General features: G+C 40.1%; 3 protein-coding genes. 1 reads left to right on the forward strand and 2 read right to left on the reverse strand.

The window, feature by feature from the left end:
* Positions 1–326: 326 nt before the first annotated feature.
* Positions 327–1,832: a M16 family metallopeptidase gene (locus PN471_RS10610; protein WP_271776826.1), complete on the reverse strand. Its 1,506-nt coding sequence runs from the start codon at positions 1,830–1,832 to the stop codon at positions 327–329.
* 106 nt (positions 1,833–1,938) lie between these two features.
* Positions 1,939–3,516 (reverse strand): M16 family metallopeptidase, encoded by a 1,578-nt coding sequence (locus PN471_RS10615; RefSeq protein WP_271776824.1) that lies wholly within the window; start codon positions 3,514–3,516, stop codon positions 1,939–1,941.
* A 150-nt stretch (positions 3,517–3,666) separates the two neighbouring features.
* Between PN471_RS10615 and PN471_RS10620 the strand changes: the two genes are divergently transcribed.
* The gene (locus PN471_RS10620; protein ID WP_271776825.1) at positions 3,667–4,281 is read left to right on the forward strand and encodes a TetR/AcrR family transcriptional regulator; all 615 of its coding nucleotides are present in this window, start codon (positions 3,667–3,669) and stop codon (positions 4,279–4,281) included.
* Positions 4,282–4,371 lie beyond the last annotated feature (90 nt).

Raw genomic sequence — 4,371 nt, forward strand, 5'->3', positions numbered from 1 at the left:
ATATTTTGTTCGTTTCGTCGCTGTAGCCTTCTTTGTTTTCGCTACGCTCAAATACAATTTGGGCTACGCAACTCAACTCACGCGCATTCATCCCACGCTCCTAAGAGTGAGACGTGGGGCTTCTGCTGATTAAGCTAACACAAAAACACCAACCGGAAAAAAGTGATTTTATGGTGTTGACAAAAAATTTTCAGTGTGTTATCATAAACGGGACAAGGAAGAACTATTTTAAATTAATAACGAATAACGAAATTAACCAGATCCCCGACTTCTTTAAGAAGTCGGGGATCTAAATTAAGAGGGCGGGGAGACCCCTACGGGTGTATTTAATTCTTGGCCGCTGGTTGAGTACCGGGAATGGTAATGTCTATGGTTGTGACTTTGGCGGCTAGGTTGGTTAAGGGTTGTTTCATGGCTGCTGGGTTTCCGACTACTAAGGTGACTAAATTTTCTGGTTTTAAGTATTTTTGGGCTACTCGTTTCACGTCTGCGACTGTGGTGGTAGTGATGGCTTTTTGATAGCGAAAGAGGAAGTCGGCGGGATAACCATAATATTCGTATCGCATTAATCTGGATAATGTTTGGCTAGGATCTTGAAAGTTAAAGACAAAGGAGTTGAGGGTGGAGTCTTTGGCTTTATTTAATTCTTGAACGGTGATATTTGCGGTTTGTAGTCGTTTAATTTCTGTTTCTAGGGATTTGATGAATTGAACTGTGGTTTCGGTGCGGGTTTGTCCTCCAGCGACGAATGTTCCTGGATAATCAAAACGGGGACTCCACATTCCATATACAGAGTAAGCTAATCCTTGACGCGATCGCAATTCATTAAATAAGCGTCCACCAAAACTATTTAATACGCCATTCATGACATCTAAGGCTGGATAATCGGGATTGTTGAATTTTCCGCCTAAATGACCAAGTAAGACGCTACTTTGGGTGAGTTGGGGTTGATTAACGAAATATACACCACCTAAGTTAGCTTGGGTGACTTGTGGTAATGGGGTTTTGGCAGTTTGCGGATTTGGTTGCCAATCACCTAATTTGGCTTGAATGAGCGATCGCATTTTTTGAGTATTAAAATCACCCACAATCCCTAAAATGATCTTATTGGGGTGAAAATATTGTTGATAAAATTTCAGCAAATCATCACGGGAAATTTTATCAAGAGTTGCATATTCAACTGTTCGGGCATAAGGACTTTCTTTGCCATAAATTAATTTTCTCAACTCTCGACTGGCAATACTATTCGGATTATCATTGCGACGAGCAATACTACCGCGAATTTGAGTTTTATCCAAATCTACTTTTTCCTGGGCAAAAGCCGGTTCTCGCAGTACCTCAGTAAATAGCCCAAATACCATGTCTACGTCTTCTGTCAGGGCTTCAAAACTAGCACTACCAGCAGCTTCACCCATATCTGTTTCCACAGCAGCCGCCCGTTGTTCTAGAATTTCATTTAATTCATCAGCAGAATGTTTTTGAGTACCACCACTTCGCAATGTTGAACCCACTAAAGTGGCTAAACCTGCTTTTTCGGCTGATTCCCAACGGCTACCTGTTCTGATTAGTGCTGTGCCATTTATCAATGGTAGTTCATGATCTTCCATTAAATAAACTACTAAACCATTTTTGAGGACATACCTTTCATATTTGGGTAATTTAATTGCTGAAACTGGGGGAAATTTTAACTCATCGTAATGCTTGGCTGTGGTTGCTGCCCAAGAAAAATTCAAATTAACGAGCAAACAAGCAACAACAATTAACAAGGTGAAAACAAATCTTTGTCCCTTAGAAAAGTGGAATTTTTTGCTTTTCAAATCAAACCTCAACATATCTACTTTCAAATTTGGATCAGGATTTATGGCTAACGCCACGCTTCGCTATCAAGATTAAAGGATTGACAGGATTAATCTTTAATCCTGTTTGAATTTTTAATTTCTAGCCTGGTTGTTTGGACAACAACTTGCCAACTATGCGATTTTCTGGTGTAAATGTGGCTTGGGCGACTCTTTGAATATCTTCAGGAGTAACGGCGGCAATTTTATCTAATTGCTGAAATAAGTTGCGCCAAGAACCGGTTTTGACTTCATATTCTAACAACTGTGCTGCCATACCTGAGTTAGAATCAAGACTGCGTAATAAACCGGCTCTGGCTTGGGTTTTGAGTCGTGCCAATTCCACCGCAGATACAGGTTCAGTTTTCAATTTATCAATTTCTTGGCGTAAGGCGATCGCCACTTCATCAACTGTTTTCCCTGGAGATGTGAGAGCATAAAAGAAGATCAGATTAGGATATTTATCTCCTGGAAAGCCACTAGAACCTTGAGCATTTAGGGCTAAACTTTGTTTTTCCACTAAAGACTTATAAAGTCTTGATGTTCTCCCGTCACTCAATAAACTGCCAATGATTTCATAAACTGCATTATCAGGATGAGTAACAGCCGGACGATGATAACCTTCTAAATACCAAGGTTGAGTAGCAAGTTCTAAAGTAACTTCTCTGGTGGCGGTTTGCTGGGGTTCTACGGGCAGTTTTTGTTGGGGTTTAGGTTTAGCTTGATAACGACCAAAATAAGTTTGTGCCAGTTTTTTGACTTCAGCAGGATTGACATCTCCCACAATCGCAATTGTTAAATTACTGGGAGCATAATAATCATCAAAAAACTTCCTCACATTCTCCGGTGTTAAGTTGCGAATATCTTGATCATAACCAATTACTGGTCGGCGGTAAGGATGAACTTTGAAAGCAGCATCTATGAATTTTTCTACCATCTGTCCGATAGGAGAATTTTCCACTCGTAAGCGTCTTTCTTCCAAAATTACTTCTTTCTCTTTATAAAATTCTCGAAATACCGGATCTAAGAACCGATCTGATTCTAAGGACATCCATAATTCTAATTTATTCGAGGGAAAACTATAAAAATAGCGAGTAGCTTCAGAAGAAGTAGTTGCATTTAAACCCACACCTCCAGCTTGTTCAACTATTTGCCCCATTTCGTTTTGTTTAACTAATTTTAGGGCTTGAGATTCTACTGATTTAAATTCAGTTTCTAACCGCACTATTTCATCTTTTTTACCGCTATTTTTTGCGGTTTTGATTTGGTTATCTAAATTTTCTAACTTGGCTAAAAGTGGTGCTTCGGCTTGATAATCTTTAGTGCCGATGCGCTTTGTGCCTTTAAATGCTAGATGTTCAAGAAAGTGGGCTACCCCTGTTTGTCCATCTGGTTCATCAATGCCACCAACATCAGCATAGGTAAGAAAGGAAACTACTGGAGCTTGATGTCTTTCTAAAACAATGAATTTTAGCCCATTATCCAGGCGAAATTCGGTGAGACGATTAATTACTTGTTCTAGGTAAGGTTGAATGGAATTTGGGGATTTTTGCAGGGCTAAAGCTGTTGCTGGCATCCATCCCCAACCAAATACTATTAACACCAAAGTGGTGGCTAATAGCCGACGAAATGGGAATTTTTTAACGTTACCCATGAAGAAATTTAAAATTGTTTGGTGCATAAGCAAAAGTTAAAGTAAATTTACATTACTTGAGAAATAGACTACTTAACAACAAGAGAGTTATCTTCTATTAAGCTTTTTGTATTTTTAGCATTTGATGTTGCACAATAGGGCTACGAATCTTGTTTTAAAGATATCAAAATAACTACTATGCGAATTTTTAATTCTCCTCCATCATCAGAAACTCAGACGCGTACACGCATTTTACAGGCAGCACAGCGGTTATTTGCTGCCAAAGGGTTCGAGGGAACTACAACCCGTGATTTAGCACAAACCGCAGGGGTAGCTGAAGGAACTCTCTTTCGTCATTTTGCCAATAAAAAAGCAATTTTGGTGGAAGTGGCCACTAGCGGTTGGGTGGATATTCTCACAGATTTACTGACAGAACTGAGCGAAATGGGTAGCTATCAGGCGATCGCTCAAGTGATGCGGCGACGGATGTGGAATTTGCAAAAAAACGCCGATATTATGCGCGTTTGCTTCATGGAAGTGCAATTTCATCCAGATTTGCGCGATCGCATTCAAACAGAAGTTATTGATAAAATGACAGATGTTGCGGAAGCATTTTTTCAAACCGCAATAGATAAAGGCATCTATCGTCAGATGGATGCCAAACTTGGAGCTAAAGTTTTTCTCGGTTTGTTTGCGATCGCTGGTTTCTCTGATCATACCCTCATAGACCCCAACGCCTCCCCCCAAGAAATGCAAAAAATGGCGGAGGGGTTAGCGGATATCTTTCTTAACGGTGTCCTAGCAAGGGAATAGGTTACAGGTTACAGGTTACAGGTTACAGGTTACAGGTTACAGGTTACAGGTTACAGGTGACCAATGACCAATGACCAATGACCAATGACC

Source organism: Aphanizomenon sp. CS-733/32 (genome assembly GCF_028330045.1).
Classification (GTDB): Bacteria; Cyanobacteriota; Cyanobacteriia; order Cyanobacteriales; family Nostocaceae; genus Dolichospermum; species Dolichospermum gracile.